Source organism: Arthrobacter sp. JUb115, assembly GCF_004365035.1.
GTDB lineage: Bacteria > Actinomycetota > Actinomycetes > Actinomycetales > Micrococcaceae > Glutamicibacter.
Genome location: NZ_SOBS01000003.1, coordinates 415,203 through 429,606, shown reverse-complemented (window position 1 = coordinate 429,606; position 14,404 = coordinate 415,203). Strand labels below are relative to the sequence as shown.

Here is a 14,404-nt window from a genome sequence, read left to right as displayed (position 1 = left end):
AACTTTTCCGAAAGGAACCTACACCAGCGGTGCTCGCTCTACCCGAAGAACCAGCTTTGCCCGACGCTGGAACGCAGGATGCTCCGGCATCCGTCGTTCCAGCTTCGGGTAATACCGTGTATCACGGTGATAACCTCTCCATCCTTGGCACCCTGCCCGATCAAAGCTTCACCTTGATCTATGTGGACCCGCCGTTCAACACCGGGCGCAAGCAGACCCGTGCCCAGCGCACCATGGTTCGCGCTGCCGAAGGCGAAGGCGACCGCACCGGATTCAAGGGACGCGAGTACAACACCGAGCTGGGGATCGCCCGTTCGTATCACGATACCTTCGACGACTACCTCAGCTTCATCGAGCCGCGGCTACGCGAGGCCCACCGCCTGCTGGCCGAGGACGGCACGCTCTATGTGCACCTCGATTACCGCGAGGTGCACTACGTGAAGGTGCTGCTCGATGGGATTTTCGGCCGGGACTGCTTCCTGAACGAACTGATCTGGGCCTACGACTATGGTGCCCGCGCCAAGAGCCGCTGGCCGGCCAAGCACGACACCATCCTGGTCTACGTGAAGGATCCGAAGAAGTACCACTTCGATTCGGCTGAGGTGGACCGCGAGCCGTATATGGCTCCCGGCCTGGTCACCCCGGAGAAGCGCGCCCTGGGCAAGTTGCCGACCGATGTCTGGTGGCACACCATCGTCTCGCCGACCGGCAAGGAAAAGACCGGCTACCCGACGCAGAAGCCCGAAGGCGTGCTGCGCCGGATTGTGGCCGCATCGTCGCGCCCCGGCGATTGGGTGCTGGACTTCTTTGCCGGCTCAGGCACCACCGGTGCGGTGTCCGCGAAGCTGGGACGCCAGTATGTGCTGATTGACCAGAACCCCGAGGCCATCGAGGTGATGAAGGCTCGTTTGCCTGGAAGCACCAGCTATATCGAGGCTTGAGTTCCGGTCCCCTGGGCAATAATCCTATGCAGCATTTCCGGCTCGGTGAGATTCTCGCCGAGCCGGTTCAGCTTTCCGGTGCCGTGGTAGTCGGAAGATCCGGTGACAATCAGATCGCGATCGGCGGCCAGCTTGAGCAACCAGGCCTTTCCCTCGGCGGTATTGTCCCGGTGGTGCGCTTCGACCCCCGCTAGCCCGGCATCGATCATCTCGTAGAAGGTGGAATCGGGAACTACCCGTCCGCGTGCAGAGGCCTTGGGATGCGCGAACACCGGAACGCCACCGGCTTCCCGCACCAATTGCACCGCAGTGGCAGGATTCACCGCTGGATGCGAAACGTAGTAGCGCGAACGCGAGGAGAGGATGTTGGCGAACGCTTCATTGCGGTTATCCACCACCCCCGCAGTCACCAGCGCATCGGCAATATGCGGGCGGCCCACGGTTGAACCCGGCAGGCAATGCTCCCCCACCAGATCCCAGCTGATCGGATAGTCCTCGGCCAGCAGGTCGACAATGCGGCGGGCACGAACGATCCGCGAGTTCAGCGCAATATCCAGCTCATCGAGCAGCGGCTGGTAGGTGGGGTCATGCAGGTAGCTGAGCAGATGCACGCTGATGCCGTGGGTATCCTGGCAGGTGATTTCCATGCCCGGTATGAATCCCAGTCCCAGCTTCCCGGCTTGCGCCGCGGCTTCGGCCCAACCGGTGGTCTGGTCATGATCTGTCAACGCCACGACATCCAGGCCCGCAACCGAAGCGGCGCGCATGAGCTCGGCCGGAGTTTCAGTTCCGTCGGACACATTGGAGTGGGTGTGCAGGTCGATTCGCATATGCCTAGGTTATCCCCTGCGCTGATTCTTTGCTGGGATACAGCTGATGGTGACACACTTGGAACATGACCAATCAAGATTCATCTGCACCAAGCACTGATCAGCCGTTGGAAGACCGCGTGAACAACCGTTCCCAGCGTCCAACGTCCAAGGCATTCCAGGACTTCATGGCCTCCTCGTGGGCGCAAGACACTTCTGATCTGCCAGAACAAGATGCCGCTGCCAGCTACGCAGCCGCTCGCCGTGCCAAGCTCTCGGAGAATTTCCCCGGTGAGCGCATCGTCATTCCGGCAGGCCCGCTCAAGGTCCGCTCCAACGACACGGACTACCGTTTCCGCCCTCATTCTGCGTTCGCCCACCTGACCGGCCTGGGCGTCGACCACGAGCCCGATGCCGTACTGGTCATGGAACCGACCGATGACGGCGTGGGCGAGCACGGCTCCAACCACGTTTCCACCCTGTATTTCGCGCCGATGGCCGGCCGCGACACCACCGATTTCTATTTGAATTCGCGTTCCGGCGAATTCTGGGTGGGCCCGCGCCCAACCCTGTCCTCGCTGTCGGCGCGCACCGGGATGCCCACCGATTCGTTGGAACAGCTGGAAATCGCGATCACCAAGAATTCCGGCCCGCAGGCCCTGGGCGGCATCCGCATCCGTCTGGTGCGCGAGGTGGATCTGAACATCGAGGCGCTGGTGGATACCTCGCGCATCAACACCGGCCAGGACCTGGAAGCCAGCGATGCCCTGGATACCGAGCTGGCCGAGTTCGTTTCCGAGCTTCGCCTGGTCAAGGACGCGTACGAAATCGCCGAACTGCGCAAGTCGGTTGCCGCGACCATCAACGGCTTCGAAGACGTGGTGCGCAACCTGGACAAGGCCGTCGCGCACGAACGCGGCGAACGCGTTGTCGAAGGCGCGTTCTTCGCCCGCGCCCGGCTTGAAGGCAACGAGCTGGGCTACGACACCATCGCCGCCTCGGGCAACAACGCCACCATCTTGCACTGGATCCGCAACACCGGAACCGTCAAGCAGGGCGAGGTGCTGCTGCTGGATGCAGGTGTCGAGGCCGAATCCCTGTACACCGCAGACATCACCCGCTCGCTGCCGGTGTCCGGCAAGTACACCGAGGTGCAGCGCAAGGTCTACCAGGCCGTGCTGGATGCCGCCGATGCCGCCTTCGCTGCGGCCAAGCCGGGCCTGAAGTTCCGCGACCTGCATCTGGTGGCTACCCGCGTTTTGGCTGAGCGGCTCTCCGAGTGGGGCATCTTGCCGGTATCTGTGGAAGAAGCCATGGATCCAGAGGGGCAGCATCACCGCCGCTGGATGCCGCATGGCACCAGCCACCATCTCGGTCTGGACGTGCACGACTGCGCCCAGGCACGCGCCGAGCTGTACCTGGATGCCGAGCTGGAGGAGGGCATGGTCTTCACCATCGAGCCCGGACTCTACTTCAAGGACGAGGATCTGGCGATCCCCGAGGAGTACCGCGGCCTGGGCGTGCGCATCGAGGATGACATCCTGGTCACCGCCGATGGCGCCGAGAACTTGAGCGTTGCCCTGCCACGCAAGCCTGAGGAAGTTGAAGCGTGGATGGCTAGGTTGCGCGGCTAATTCGTCCCGCAGCGTTAACCAGCGAAAGGCATGGGCGCAGTTACCGAGGTAACTGCGCCCATGCCTTTCTTTGGCCTAGCTGGTCCCTATGCTTCAGGATCCTTGCGAGGCGCTGGTTCCTGGACCGGGGCCTGAGGCTGCTGCGAAGTATCCACTCGCGGCTCTACCTGCGACAGGTCCTGCGTGTCCTTGGCCTCGGCGGCCGGTGCTTGCGCTTCGTCCTTGGCTGGCTGCTCGACCGGCTCAACTGGCGCAGCTGGCTTGGCTTCGTTGACGCGCACGCCATAGCGGGGACGCCCATCGGGCAGGTCGGGGAACTGCGAGCTGCGCTCTTCCTCGGCGGCCGGCTGCGCAGGCGTGGCCGGCACTGCGGCGGCTGCCTGGGCCGACGGTGCGGCAGCTGCGGCAGGCTGCTGCTGCGGGGCTTGGGCAACTGGTTGCGCAGGTGCCTGCTGCGGACGCATGGGCAGCTTGGAGGCCAGGATGCGGGCCGACTGCGCATGCTCGAAATCCACCACCACGTCAAAGCTGGTGGCCACGAACTGGCTGGAGGACGCGAAATCGCGCTTGCCGCGACGGGTCGAATAGCTGATCACGCCGGCGATCATCCAAATAGCCATGCCCAGGCCGATGGCGGAGAGAATCTGGTACAGCCCGTTGCCGCCACCGCCGAAGAGGGTCAGGAGCAGGCCGACAAACAGGCCCATCATGCCGCCCTGGGCCGCGCCAGCCAGCGCCACGCGCGGGTAGGAAAGTTTCGCGGTGACTCGCTCCACGGTGCGTACGTCATTGCCGACGATGCTTACCGCGGCGACCGGGAAATCATTATCGGCCAGGTAATCCACGAGCTTCTGCGCGTCGAGATAGCTGGTGTAACGTCCAAGCAGTTCTCCGCGCGGCAGGCCGCTGGTGCTAATCGAATTTACTCCATGAGGCGAGGTCATAACTATATTGTGCACAGGTTTACTGTGAGCCTGCCTAGTTGTGAAGCAACTATCGCTGAGGGTGAAAGAAACAGCACTGGCCCTGTGGCTTTGCACACCGGGAACGGGGCTGAAACGCGATAGTCTAGGAGGGTGAGCGCACAAGTGTCTAAAATCTTCGTCGCCCGGCTGCTCGGGCTTGATGTCTTTGACCCCTTGGGCGACCGCTTAGGCCGCTTGCGCGATGTCGTGGTGGTCTCCCGCGGCCCCAAGAAACCCGCCGCCTGCGTGGGCTTGGTCGTCGAGGTCCCCGGCAAACGGCGGGTGTTCGTTCCGATGACCCGCATCCAGTCTATGGAAGCCAACCAGGTGATCTGCAACGGCCTGGTGAACATGCGCCGCTTCCAGCAGCGCGGCCAGGAAATTCTGGTTGTCGCCGAAATGTTCGACCGCACCATCACCTTCGTTGATGGTTCCGGTCGCGGTGTCATCGAGGACATCGGTTTGGCGCAGACCCGTCGCGGGGACTGGGAAATCAACGAATACTATGTCCAGCGTGGAGAACCGACGGCCAATTTGCTGGGACTGCGTTCGCGCCGCCGCAACAAGGTGCTGGTCTCCTGGGACGAGGTCAGCCACGGTTCGAAGAATGAACCGCAGTCCGCTGACACCTTCGTGGCCGCCCACGATGAGATGAAGCCTGCCGACTTTGCTGACGCCCTGCATGAAATGAATGAGAAGCGCCGCCTGGAAATCGCGGCCCATCTGCAAGATGAGCGCCTGGCCGACGTGCTCCAGGAACTTCCGGACCGCGAGCAGGTGGAGATCCTTTCCGCCCTGGGCCTGGAACGTGCCGCGGACGTGCTTGAGGAAATGGACCCGGATGACGCGGCCGACCTTCTGGCTGAAGTCAGCGAAGAGACCAAGCACCAGCTGCTGGATCTGATGAACGAGGAAGAGGCCAAGGATGTCCGCCGCTTGCTCGCCTACCCGGAAGGTACCGCCGGGTCGATCATGACCCCGGTTCCGGTGATTCTCACCCCTGAATCCACGGTCGCTGAAGCCCTGGCTTCGGTGCGCCTGGAGGAATTGAGCCCGGCGCTTGCTTCGACCGTATATGTGGTGCGCCCGCCGCTGGAGACGCCCACGGGACGCTACCTGGGCCAAGTCCACATCCAGGCGCTGCTGCGTGCCGCTCCCCCGGAGCCGCTGGGCGATATCCTTGATACGGAGCTGGAGCCCATGTCGGATCTGGCCAATATCACCGAAGTGGTTCGCCATTTGGCCACCTACAACCTCACCAGCGTAGGCGTGACCAACAAGGAAGGCCGGCTTGTAGGGGCCATCACCGTGGATGACGTGCTGGACCACATCCTCCCGGATGACTGGCGTTCCCAAGACTAGCCAACGCCCCACCCACCCATCAGCAGCAAAGGAGTTCCAGCTATGGCTGAGCAGCGCAAGAGTAACGGCCTGGATACCCCGCTTGCAGCACGACAACGCTTCTGGCCCCGGTTCTCCCCGAACCCCGACCTCTTTGGTTCGGCCACGGAGAAGTTCGCCCGCTTCATGGGCACCCCGACCTTCCTGCTGTACATGACGGTGTTCTGCGCCTTCTGGCTGATCTGGAACTCGGTCGCCCCGATCAATTGGCGTTTTGACGATGCCACCATCGGCTTCACCGCGCTGACCTTGATGCTCTCCTTGCAGGCCTCCTACGCGGCTCCGCTGCTCCTGCTGGCGCAGAACCGCCAGGATGACCGCGACCGCGTCTCGCTGACCGAGGACCGCGCCCGTGCTGAACGCAATCTGTACGACACCGAGTACCTGACCCGCGAGCTGGCTTCCCTGCGCTTGGCACTGCGCGATGTTGCCACCCGCGACTACGTGCGTTCCGAACTGCGCAATGTGCTTGAAGAGCTGCTGGAAACCTCTGATGGCGAAGAGCTGCACCTGCGCGCGAAGAAAAAGGGCGGCAATAAGAATTCGCACCCGCAAACCGGGATGATCGAAACCGTCAAGCCCCAGCAGGGCCAGCACCGGAAGAGCAAATAAGCATTGAGCACCACGCCAGAACTCCTAGCCGCCCTCGCAAAGGTCAACGACCCGGAGCTTCGCCGGCCGATCACCGAATTGGGCATGGTGGAATCAGCTGTCCTGGCCGATGGCACCGCCAAGGTCAAGATCTTGCTGACCATCGCCGGTTGCCCTATGCGCTCCACCATCGAGGAAGAGGCCACCGCGGCCCTGCTGACCGTAGCAGCGGTGCAGCGCGTTGAGGTGAGCCTGGGCGTCATGGATCCGCAGCAGCGCGCGGAGCTGCGCGAGTCACTGGCCAGCCGCCGCACCCCGTTCTCCGATCCTGCTTCCCTGACCCGGGTGATCGCTGTGGCCAGCGGCAAGGGCGGCGTGGGCAAGTCGTCGATTACCGCGAATCTGGCCTGCCAGCTAGCCTCCCAGGGTTTGAAGGTCGGCCTGATCGACGCCGATGTCCATGGTTTCTCCATTCCCTCGCTGATGGGTATTTCGCAGAACCCCACCCGGGTTGATGACATGATCCTGCCGCCGGTGGCGCACGGAGTGAAGGTCATTTCCATTGGCATGTTCCTGGATTCCAACCAGCCGGTGATCTGGCGCGGCCCAATGCTGCACCGGGCCCTGGAGCAGTTCCTCTCGGATGTCTACTTCGGGGACCTGGACTACTTGTTGCTGGACCTGCCGCCAGGCACCGGGGACATGGCCATCTCCGTGTCCCAGCTGCTGCCCAATAGCGAGCTGCTGGTGGTCACGACTCCGCAGTCCACGGCTACCGAGGTTGCCGAACGCGCCGGCACCATCGCCTTGCAGACCCATCAGAAGGTGATCGGGGTGGTTGAGAACATGAGCTTCCTGCAGCTGCCCGACGGGTCGCGCATGGAGGTCTTCGGTTCCGGTGGCGGTGCCAAGCTCAGCGAATCGCTGAGCCAGCAGCTGGGCTACCCTGTTGGGATGCTGGCCCAGATTCCGCTGGAAGAGTCCGTACGCGTGGGTTCGGATCATGGCCAGCCGGTAGTGCTCAGCACCCCGGGGGCACCGGCCGCGGCAGCGATGCGTGAATTGGCCGGGAAATTGGAACAGCGACCGCGCGGGCTTGCCGGGCGATCGCTGCCGATGTCTTTCTGAGGACTTCTGGGCCTAGGTGGCTTCTGAGTCGAAGGGTGCCGGTTCGTTGGCGCCCAGCTGCAGCTGCTGCGCGGTAGCCGAAGGGACCGCGGTGCGCACCGGTGCTGGGGCCACGGTCTTGGCTGGAGAACCCTTTGCGGCATTCACGGCGTCGTCGAATTCATCGACAAGCGCCTCCTTGATGATTCGACGTGGATCATACTGGCGCGGGTCCAGCTTCTTCCAGTCGATGTCGGCAACCTCGTCGCCTACTTCCTCGCGCAGCTGCTCCTTGGCGCCATTGGCCATGCGCCGCACTTCCTTGACCAGGTTCGCTAGCTTTTTGGCGTACTCAGGAAGCTTTTCGGGGCCCAGAATAACGACCGCCAGCACGGCGAGAACGATAAACTCGCCACCATTAATACCAAAAAGATCCACGTAAGAAGATTACCTTGTTCCAGTGCCACTAACGAAGTCACCGCGCCACGCCAACGGTGAACACGCGATGAACGGGGTTAGCTGGCGGCGCGCAAGCCTCGCGGGATGCGCGGCAACGACATGGTCTTTGCAGGGCGGTTGGCTGGATTGCGGTGAGCGAGCGCATCACGAAGCATGGCGCGGCCACGGTGGATGCGAGAACGCACGGTCCCGAGCTTGACATCCAGGATGCGTGAGACTTCCTCGTAGGAGAAGCCTTCCATATCGCACAGGACAATAGCGGCACGGAACTCCGGCGACAACGCACGCAGGGCTTCTTGCACGTCGACATCCAAGTTGTTGAATTCGAAATAGCGTTCCGGGGTTACCGCGGTACCGGGCATCCGGTCTTCGGATCCCTCGGCGAAACGGTCGAAGCGGATCTTGCTCTTGCGCCGAGCCTGGTCCAGGAACAGGTTGGTGGTAATGCGGTGCAGCCATCCGCCCATGGTTCCGGGGGTGTAATTTTCCAAGGCTTTGAATGCGCGAACGAATGCCTCCTGCGAGAGGTCCTCGGCATCTTGGCGGTTACCAGTCAAACGGTAGGACAAACGGAAGACCCGTTGCCCATGTTCTTGGACCATCTGATCCCATGTCGGAGTCGTGGTTTCGGCAGTCACCGTAGAAGAAACTGTTTCACTTCGTGCATTGTTCACACTCCAAGTATGAAATGGGAAGCTGAGCTGAAGCTAAGAATACCCTGCGCGAGAACCTCCAAGTTCAACAACTTCAGGTAACGACGTAGGTACGATGGGAACTGGCCCCGCCAATTCAACCCTTGAGGACCTCCGCCGATGCCATCGATGAATCCAGAACTCTTCGCGAGCTGGACCTACACCCAGAACCACGTCAACGAACCAGAGCATGTCGCCCCGGTTCGCGAACGTGCGGAAGACCTGGGCGTGCGCTGCATCGATCAGGCCGGCCGCTCGATGCTGCAGATGCTCTGCACCCTGCGCCAGCCGCGCAATATCGTGGAGATCGGATCCGGTGTGGGTGTCGCATCGCTGGCGATGCTCGAGGTCATGGGCAACGCCATGACGTTGACCGCGATTGAATCGGATCTGGAGCACGCCAACGCGATGCGCCAGGGCCTGCGCGATTCAGGCATCCCCACGGCCCGCGCCCGCATTATCAATGAGCGCGCAGAGAACGTGCTCTCGCGCTTGGCCGACCACGCCTACGACCTGGTACTCATCGACGCCGGCGCTGAGCTGCTGCTCGAGTACGTGGCCGAGGCCAAGCGGCTGGTCGGAACCGGCGGGGTGATCATAGTGAACAACGCCTACGACGAGCACCGCCTGGCCAAGCCCGCGGTTCGCCGCCCCTCCACCGTCACGACCCGAGATGCGCTGCGCATGCTGCGCGAGGACCCGCGCTTGCAGACCCACCTGTTCCCTACCGAGCAGGGCCTGTTTGTGGCCACTGTCCTTCCCGCCAAGGCCGCGACCCGCCTCTAGCGGCTGATTTCGGGAAAAACAAAGGACCGACATTTCTGTCGGTCCTCGATTGCCGCACCAGCAACCCGTGCGGCCAAAGCTAGAACTTGGGCAAGCTTACTCAGTTACCTTGAGCAGGCACTCACGCAATTCGGTTGCCTCGTCGTTGTTCAACTCGACTACCAGTCGTCCGCCTCCGTCGATTGGCAGGCGCAAGATGAGGCTGCGGCCTTCCTTAGCGACTTCCATTGGTCCATCACCGGTGCGTGGCTTCATAGCAGCCATTAAGCTGTTCCCTTCGTCTGTGGCTAACGCATGCACTGGCGCTTGCCGTGCATACAACCGAATGCCTAGTCCATCCTCAGCAAGGATTCCCTGCTGAGTTGGGACACTTATCTTTTATTATTACTAATTTTCGCCCGTGTCGCTAATCACACGCCGTGACTCAAGGTCACGAACCGTATTCTCCAGCTCGGTAATTTCTGCCGCGAGGACATCGAGCACCTCATCCACCTGGTCGCAGCGGTAACCGCGCAAGCCCAAGGAGAAGCGAACTTTCTCCACATCTTCAGCGCGCGGATTCTTGGCCAGCAGCACCGGCGGCAACGAAGCCTGGTGCTCTACCAATCCCGTGATGGGCTCCCCAGTGGATTCGAAGTGGCGACCTGCCGGTACATTCTTCCGCTGGCTGGACAGCAGCAGCGCAACAGCACCCACCAGCAATACTGCGATGGCAACAAGGAGGAACGGCATCGCCTACTGCCCCTTCGCCAGGTCGCCGACCTTCAGGTTTTCTTTATGCGCACGCAGCACCAGATCCACCGCTTCATCAGGATCATCGGTGATAGTGAACAAGTCCAGATCACCGGGCGAAATGGTGCCTTCAGCAACGAGCGTCTTGGTCATCCAGTCCACCAGGCCGCCCCAGTATTCGGTGCCCACAAGCACAATCGGGAAGCTGGTGATCTTCTTGGTCTGGACCAAGGTCAATGCTTCGAACAGTTCGTCCAGGGTGCCAAAACCCCCGGGGAGCACGATGAAGCCCTGCGAGTACTTCACGAACATCGTCTTGCGCACGAAGAAGTAGCGGAAGTTCAGGCCCTTGTTGACCCAGGCATTCAGTCCGGTTTCAAAAGGCAGCTCAATGCCCAGGCCTACGGAAACGCCGTCCTTGTCAGCAGCTCCCTTGTTGGCCGCTTCCATGGCGCCGGGGCCGCCACCGGTGATGGTAGTGATGCCTTCCTCGGCCAAGCGGCTGCCGACACGCTGGGCCATCGCATAGTACGGGCTGCCTGGATCCGTGCGCGCGGAACCGAAAACCGCGATGGCAGGACCGGTGCCGGCCATATTTCCAAAGCCGGAGACGAATTCCGATTGGATTCGCAACACGCGCCACACGTCGCTATGCGTGACATCGACCTGCGGGCTTTCCAGAAGATGGTGGTCAAGCTGATCTTCCGGTTGCTTTCCTGGCCAGCTCGCTTCGATGTGGCGCTTTTGCCCGACCCGGGCATTTTCTTCACTCTTACGCTGATGAACCATAGCTTCACTCTATCGGTTACTCCTGCGCATCTTCGGATGTGACCTACCGCGGATTGGAGAACAGTTTGATAACAACTAGGTGTGACATGGTCGACGGGTCGCGTAGTCGCCGTCACATCAAGTAATGTCTACAACATGAAAAGCGATCATCAGGCTCAAGCTTCTTCTGAAGGCCCTATCGTCCAGCTGACTGGGGTCAATAAGCACTACGGTGCGCTGCATGTGCTCAACGGCATCAATCTCGAAGTGACCAAGGGCGAGGTCGTTGTGATCCTCGGCCCGTCGGGCTCGGGCAAGTCCACGCTGTGCCGCGCCATCAACCGACTGGAAACCATCGACGAAGGCACCATCAAGATTGATGGCAAGACCCTTCCCGAAGAGGGCAAGGCACTGGCCAATCTCCGGGCCGATGTCGGCATGGTCTTCCAGTCCTTCAACCTCTTTGCCCACAAGTCGATCTTGGAGAACGTGACCCTCGGTCCGATGAAGGTCAAGGGCATGAAGAAGGATGAGGCCAAGAAATTGGCGATGCAGCTGCTGGAGCGTGTGGGCGTGGCCAATCAGGCCGGCAAACTGCCCGCACAGCTTTCTGGCGGCCAGCAGCAGCGTGTGGCGATCGCCCGCGCACTGGCCATGAAGCCGAAGGTGATGCTTTTCGACGAGCCAACCAGTGCCCTGGACCCGGAAATGATCAACGAGGTCCTGGACACCATGGTGGGTCTTGCCAAGGAAGGCATGACCATGCTCGTGGTCACCCACGAGATGGGCTTCGCCCGCAAGGCGGCGGACCGCGTGATCTTCATGGCCGACGGCCAGATCGTCGAGCAGGCCACTCCTGAGGAATTCTTCACCAATCCCAAATCCGACCGTGCCAAGGATTTCCTTGGCAAGTTGATCACCAACCACTAATTTCATCATCACGCATCCAATAGGAGGAACAATGCGCAAGACTCGTTTCGGCACTGTAGCCGCAATGGCCGCCGTCGCAGCCCTGGCCCTGACTTCATGTGGCGGCTCCGGCGACAGCGAAGCCGACGGCGACAAGATCCGCATCGGCATCAAGTACGACCAGCCGGGACTCGGCTTCAAGGACGGCGATAACTACACCGGTTTCGACGTTGACGTCGCCAAGTACGTAGCCAGCGAACTGGGCTACACCGAGGACAAGATCGAATTCATTTCGGCACCGTCGGCCAACCGCGAGACCATGCTGCAGAACAACCAGGTTGACATGATCTTCGCAACCTACTCGATCACCGATGAGCGCAACAAGGTTGTCGACTTCGCTGGTCCATACTTTGTCGCCGGCCAGGACCTGCTGGTTCCATCCGACTCGGATATCGCCGGCCCAGAAGACCTCGATGGCAAGAACCTGTGCTCGGTCACCGGTTCCACCTCGGCCCAGAAGGTCAAGGACAACTACGCCCAGAACACCAACCTGCAGGAACTTCCGGGCTATGCAGAGTGCACCACCCAGATGAGTGGCGGTACCATTGACGCGGTTACCACCGATGACATCATCCTTGCCGGCCTGGCTGCGCAGCCTGCCTACAAGGGCAAGTTCAAGGTTGTCGGCGCGCCATTCACCGAAGAGAACTACGGCGTGGGCCTGCCTGATGGCACCGACAAGTGCGGCGACATCAATGCGGCAATCACCAAGATGATCGAGTCCGGCGAGTGGCAGAAGGCCCTGGACAAGAACACCGAAGGCACCGGCTACAAGCCGAACGCTGAAACCAACCCGCCAACCCTTTCGGATTCCTGCGCCTAGCAGCATCTGATGCGATGGGGGCCAAACGCAGCGTGTTTGGCCCCCATCTGCAATCTGCGTTTCCCAGGTACCAGCTAATGCAGGTACCGGACCCATAGCCGCTTGGCCGGTTTTCCGGCCATCGAGACAGAGGCTTGCAGTGGAGAATTACTTATCCATATTCACTGAGTACGACATTCCCGGAGCTTTCTGGGTCAATATCCAACTAACTTTCTGGGCTGCCATTGGCGCCCTCGTGCTGGGCACCATCTTGGCCTTGCTGCGCATCTCCCCCGTGGGGAGCTTCCAGGCCCTGGGCACCAGCTACGTTAACCTGATTCGCAATACCCCGCTGACCATCATCATCCTGTTCTGCGTGCTGGCCCTCTACGGCCAGCTCGGATTCGTGCTCAGCAGCGATTTCCAGGGAAACTTCTTCCGCCTCGCCGTCCTTGGCCTTGCGGTTTACCACGCGGCGTTCGTGTGCGAAGCGATCCGCTCGGGCGTGAACACGGTTCCCCTGGGACAGGCAGAAGCTGCTCGTGCCATCGGCCTGAGCTTCTTGCCCGCAGCGCGCTTGGTGATTCTGCCGCAGGCCTTCCGCGGCGCGATTGTCCCCTTGGGCAACACCTTGATCGCCTTGATCAAGAACTCCACCGTCGCAGCGGTCGGTTCGGTTGCCACGGAATCCTCCTCGGTCATGAAGACCATGATTGAGTTCCGCGCAGATATCGTGATCCCGATCTTCTTGACCTTCGCAGTGGGCTTCGTGATCATCGTCATTCCGGTGGGCCTGTTGACTACTTGGGCTTCTAAGAAACTGGCGGTGGCACGATGAGCGCGTCGATTCTTTTTGATACTCCCGGGCCAAAGGCCCGCCGCCGCATCTTGGCGGTAAACATAGTCGGCGCCTTGATTGCCTTGGGCATCGTGGCGTGGATCGTCCTCGGCCTGGCCGCCAAGGACCAGATGCAGCCTTCGCAATGGGATGACTTCATCGAAGGCAGCACCTGGAAGAACTACCTGCTTCCGGGCTTGTGGAACACCACCAAGGCAGCAGTCCTGGGCATCATCGGCTCGGTGATCTTCGGCCTGATCTTCGGTGTCGGCCGCTTGGCGCAGAATAAGCTGATCAACGGAATCTCCACCGTGATTGTCGAATTCTTCCGCGCGGTACCAGTGCTGCTGATGATCGTGTTCTTCAACGTCTTCTTCTCCCGTTCCCTGCAGCTGTCAGGTGATACGGCGATGTGGGCCGTGGTCGCGGCGCTGATCTTCTACAACGGCTCGGTCGTTGCGGAGCTGGTCCGTTCCGGCGTTCACAATCTGCCCAAGGGACAGCGCGAGGCAGGCATAGCGATCGGCCTGACCCGTGGCATGTCGCTGCGCCACATCGAGATTCCGCAGGCGCTGGTCGCCATGCTGCCGGCGTTGATCGGCCAGTTCGTTGTGATCTTGAAGGACTCGGCTTTGGGCTACATCATCAGCTTCAACGAGTTGCTGTTCTTCGCCCGCACCTACTCCTCGCCTAACGGCAACGTCCTGCAGGCGCTGATTGTGGCGGCAGCCATCTTCATCATCATCAACTTCACCTTGAGCAAGATTGCCGTGATTGTCTCGCGCCGGCTGAGCAGCCGGGTGAAGAAGGAGAAGAATGCCCCGGCCGGCCCGGCCGCAGCCATAGTCGGCGCCCCAGCCGGCCTCGACGTGCCAGCGCCACAGGATCCTTCCGATCCCAAGGCCTAGCA

General features: G+C 61.3%; 17 protein-coding genes. 10 read left to right on the top strand and 7 right to left on the bottom strand.

All coding sequences use genetic code 11. The annotated features are described in order from the left end of the window. The first annotated feature begins 56 nt into the window (after positions 1–56). Positions 57–941 carry a DNA-methyltransferase gene (locus tag EDF61_RS07620; RefSeq protein ID WP_105657678.1) on the top strand — a complete coding sequence of 295 codons (885 nt, stop codon included), beginning with the start codon at positions 57–59 and terminating at the stop codon, positions 939–941. Here the strand turns inward: EDF61_RS07620 and EDF61_RS07615 are convergent. After that, a complete protein-coding gene (locus tag EDF61_RS07615) occupies positions 926–1,771 on the bottom strand; it encodes a PHP domain-containing protein (protein ID WP_133833698.1) in 846 nt (281 codons plus the stop codon). The two genes, EDF61_RS07620 and EDF61_RS07615, sit on opposite strands and share 16 nt — an antisense overlap. Before the next feature lie 65 nt (positions 1,772–1,836). Between EDF61_RS07615 and EDF61_RS07610 the strand changes: the two genes are divergently transcribed. Next, positions 1,837–3,384 (top strand): aminopeptidase P family protein, encoded by a 1,548-nt coding sequence (locus EDF61_RS07610; protein ID WP_133833697.1) that lies wholly within the window; start codon positions 1,837–1,839, stop codon positions 3,382–3,384. Between the two features lie 86 nt (positions 3,385–3,470). Here EDF61_RS07610 and EDF61_RS07605 read toward each other — a convergent pair whose 3' ends face one another. Then, entirely contained in the window at positions 3,471–4,328 is an 858-nt protein-coding gene (locus EDF61_RS07605) for a YflT domain-containing protein (RefSeq protein WP_208294236.1), read from the bottom strand. Positions 4,329–4,460: 132 nt separating this feature from the next. On the opposite strand from EDF61_RS07605, the gene EDF61_RS07600 reads away from it, so the two are divergent. Genes EDF61_RS07600 through EDF61_RS07590 form a run of 3 tightly spaced genes read left to right on the top strand, consistent with a single transcriptional unit; the run spans position 4,461 to position 7,469 of the window. Then, entirely contained in the window at positions 4,461–5,711 is a 1,251-nt protein-coding gene (locus EDF61_RS07600; RefSeq protein WP_105657522.1) for a magnesium transporter MgtE N-terminal domain-containing protein, read from the top strand. Between the two features lie 42 nt (positions 5,712–5,753). Continuing rightward, positions 5,754–6,362, top strand: coding sequence for a DUF1003 domain-containing protein (locus EDF61_RS07595; RefSeq protein WP_105657523.1), 609 nt, complete (start codon positions 5,754–5,756; stop codon positions 6,360–6,362). Between the two features lie 3 nt (positions 6,363–6,365). Then, positions 6,366–7,469 (top strand): Mrp/NBP35 family ATP-binding protein, encoded by a 1,104-nt coding sequence (locus tag EDF61_RS07590; RefSeq protein ID WP_133833696.1) that lies wholly within the window; start codon positions 6,366–6,368, stop codon positions 7,467–7,469. Positions 7,470–7,481: 12 nt separating this feature from the next. On the opposite strand, the gene EDF61_RS07585 is transcribed toward EDF61_RS07590, so the two are convergent. Together EDF61_RS07585 and sigE are read right to left on the bottom strand one after the other, a co-directional pair. Beyond that, entirely contained in the window at positions 7,482–7,886 is a 405-nt protein-coding gene (locus EDF61_RS07585; RefSeq protein ID WP_133833695.1) for a sec-independent translocase, read from the bottom strand. Between the two features lie 77 nt (positions 7,887–7,963). Further along, positions 7,964–8,581 carry an RNA polymerase sigma factor SigE gene (gene sigE / locus EDF61_RS07580; protein ID WP_105657526.1) on the bottom strand — a complete coding sequence of 206 codons (618 nt, stop codon included), beginning with the start codon at positions 8,579–8,581 and terminating at the stop codon, positions 7,964–7,966. A 138-nt stretch (positions 8,582–8,719) separates the two neighbouring features. Between sigE and EDF61_RS07575 the strand changes: the two genes are divergently transcribed. Further along, positions 8,720–9,385 carry an O-methyltransferase gene (locus EDF61_RS07575; RefSeq protein ID WP_105657527.1) on the top strand — a complete coding sequence of 222 codons (666 nt, stop codon included), beginning with the start codon at positions 8,720–8,722 and terminating at the stop codon, positions 9,383–9,385. Between the two features lie 96 nt (positions 9,386–9,481). On the opposite strand, the gene EDF61_RS07570 is transcribed toward EDF61_RS07575, so the two are convergent. The 3 genes from EDF61_RS07570 to EDF61_RS07560 form a co-directional block, all read right to left on the bottom strand. Then, on the bottom strand, positions 9,482–9,649 hold the full coding sequence (locus EDF61_RS07570; protein WP_013349509.1) for a DUF3117 domain-containing protein: 168 nt from the start codon (positions 9,647–9,649) through the stop codon (positions 9,482–9,484). Between the two features lie 123 nt (positions 9,650–9,772). Next, the gene (locus EDF61_RS07565) at positions 9,773–10,117 is read right to left on the bottom strand and encodes a DivIVA domain-containing protein (RefSeq protein WP_105657528.1); all 345 of its coding nucleotides are present in this window, start codon (positions 10,115–10,117) and stop codon (positions 9,773–9,775) included. 3 nt (positions 10,118–10,120) lie between these two features. Continuing rightward, a complete protein-coding gene (locus tag EDF61_RS07560) occupies positions 10,121–10,906 on the bottom strand; it encodes an LOG family protein (protein ID WP_105661516.1) in 786 nt (261 codons plus the stop codon). Positions 10,907–11,083: 177 nt separating this feature from the next. On the opposite strand from EDF61_RS07560, the gene EDF61_RS07555 reads away from it, so the two are divergent. The 4 genes from EDF61_RS07555 (at position 11,084) to EDF61_RS07540 (ending at position 14,402) form a co-directional block, all read left to right on the top strand. Beyond that, complete coding sequence (locus tag EDF61_RS07555; protein ID WP_181148852.1) at positions 11,084–11,815, top strand: amino acid ABC transporter ATP-binding protein; 732 nt, start codon at positions 11,084–11,086, stop codon at positions 11,813–11,815. A gap of 31 nt (positions 11,816–11,846) precedes the next feature. Further along, positions 11,847–12,677: a glutamate ABC transporter substrate-binding protein gene (locus tag EDF61_RS07550; protein ID WP_105657531.1), complete on the top strand. Its 831-nt coding sequence runs from the start codon at positions 11,847–11,849 to the stop codon at positions 12,675–12,677. 139 nt (positions 12,678–12,816) lie between these two features. Beyond that, on the top strand, positions 12,817–13,494 hold the full coding sequence (locus EDF61_RS07545; RefSeq protein WP_105657532.1) for an amino acid ABC transporter permease: 678 nt from the start codon (positions 12,817–12,819) through the stop codon (positions 13,492–13,494). Next, positions 13,491–14,402 carry an amino acid ABC transporter permease gene (locus EDF61_RS07540; RefSeq protein ID WP_105661517.1) on the top strand — a complete coding sequence of 304 codons (912 nt, stop codon included), beginning with the start codon at positions 13,491–13,493 and terminating at the stop codon, positions 14,400–14,402. Before EDF61_RS07545 ends, EDF61_RS07540 begins: the two co-directional genes overlap by 4 nt. The last annotated feature ends 2 nt before the right edge of the window (positions 14,403–14,404 follow it).

Excerpts from the sequence above, each read along its gene's own strand:
- EDF61_RS07575 (WP_105657527.1), top strand. The coding sequence starts at position 8,720 with ATGCCATCGATGAATCCAGAACTCTTCGCGAGCTGGACCTACACCCAG.
- EDF61_RS07615 (WP_133833698.1), bottom strand. The coding sequence starts at position 1,771 with ATGCGAATCGACCTGCACACCCACTCCAATGTGTCCGACGGAACTGAA.
- EDF61_RS07565 (WP_105657528.1), bottom strand. The coding sequence starts at position 10,117 with ATGCCGTTCCTCCTTGTTGCCATCGCAGTATTGCTGGTGGGTGCTGTT.
- EDF61_RS07560 (WP_105661516.1), bottom strand. The coding sequence starts at position 10,906 with ATGGTTCATCAGCGTAAGAGTGAAGAAAATGCCCGGGTCGGGCAAAAG.
- EDF61_RS07595 (WP_105657523.1), top strand. The coding sequence starts at position 5,754 with ATGGCTGAGCAGCGCAAGAGTAACGGCCTGGATACCCCGCTTGCAGCA.
- EDF61_RS07605 (WP_208294236.1), bottom strand. The coding sequence starts at position 4,328 with ATGACCTCGCCTCATGGAGTAAATTCGATTAGCACCAGCGGCCTGCCG.
- EDF61_RS07550 (WP_105657531.1), top strand. The coding sequence starts at position 11,847 with ATGCGCAAGACTCGTTTCGGCACTGTAGCCGCAATGGCCGCCGTCGCA.
- EDF61_RS07570 (WP_013349509.1), bottom strand. The coding sequence starts at position 9,649 with ATGGCTGCTATGAAGCCACGCACCGGTGATGGACCAATGGAAGTCGCT.
- EDF61_RS07610 (WP_133833697.1), top strand. The coding sequence starts at position 1,837 with ATGACCAATCAAGATTCATCTGCACCAAGCACTGATCAGCCGTTGGAA.
- EDF61_RS07540 (WP_105661517.1), top strand. The coding sequence starts at position 13,491 with ATGAGCGCGTCGATTCTTTTTGATACTCCCGGGCCAAAGGCCCGCCGC.